This window comes from Pseudogemmobacter sp. TB195, from assembly GCF_058313095.1.
The window spans coordinates 1-816 of record NZ_JBZEGG010000098.1 but is presented as its reverse complement, the minus strand read 5'-3'; the positions used below and the strand labels follow the sequence as shown (position 1 = coordinate 816).

At 65.9% G+C, this 816-nt stretch carries 1 protein-coding gene; it reads right to left on the bottom strand.

What is annotated here, in order from left to right; all coding sequences use genetic code 11:
- Positions 1-816 (bottom strand): ROK family protein (locus tag AC4FS3_RS28795; protein ID WP_491023382.1); only part of this gene is annotated, 816 nt, incomplete at both ends.

Sequence of the window (816 nt, the reverse complement as noted above, 5' to 3'; positions counted from 1 at the left end):
ACGCCAACGCCGATCAGCGGGCACAGGCGGCGGCCGTTGCTGTCGGCCATGGCGATCAGCTCCGCCAGCATGTCGGTGAGCCGCCTCACCGCTTCATCGCGTTTGGGGTCATCGTCGCGATGACGCCAGAGGGTGGATTTCCAGACCCGGGCCTTCGACAGGTCCTTTTTCTTCTTCAGGTTCACGTCGATGACGCCGCAGCGGATGTTCGAGCCGCCCACGTCCACGGCCAGGATGGCGTCGTGGCCCTCATAAACCCAGGCCGGAGCCAGATGGGCGCAACCAATCAGCCCGGCTTCGTCCGGGTGGTGGCGGATCATCTCCATGTCGATGTCGACGCCTTGGCTTTTCAGCAGCACCATCGCCCGGCCTACGGCCAGTTCGCCGACGCGGCTCTGTTTCAGTCCGCCGCCGACGACGATGCGCTCCGTGCCCTTCCAGGCTGTGTCATTGAGAAAGCGCCGCGCCACATGGGCCAGCTCGCCGGCAAAGTGCTCGATGGCGCCGAGCACGACGCCCGCCGCTTCCAGATTGCCTTTGGTGAGAAGCCGGTCGAGGGTGGATTTGCTGATGTCGGCGCTGGGATTGTCCCCGAGGGGATCGCCGTCGCGGTCGTTCTGGCGCAGCGCCTTGCGAATTTCGTCAAGCGTGGCGCGAAACGCCCGGCCGCTGGCGCGATCGCCAACAAAGCCTTCCCTGTCGCGGATTTCGAGGTTGTAGCTGTCAACCAGAACGGATGACAGGGATTGGGCGCCGTGGACGGCGACGCCGGCGGGCGGCGGCGCATCGTCGCCTTTCGCCTGCTTCCGGCCCTTG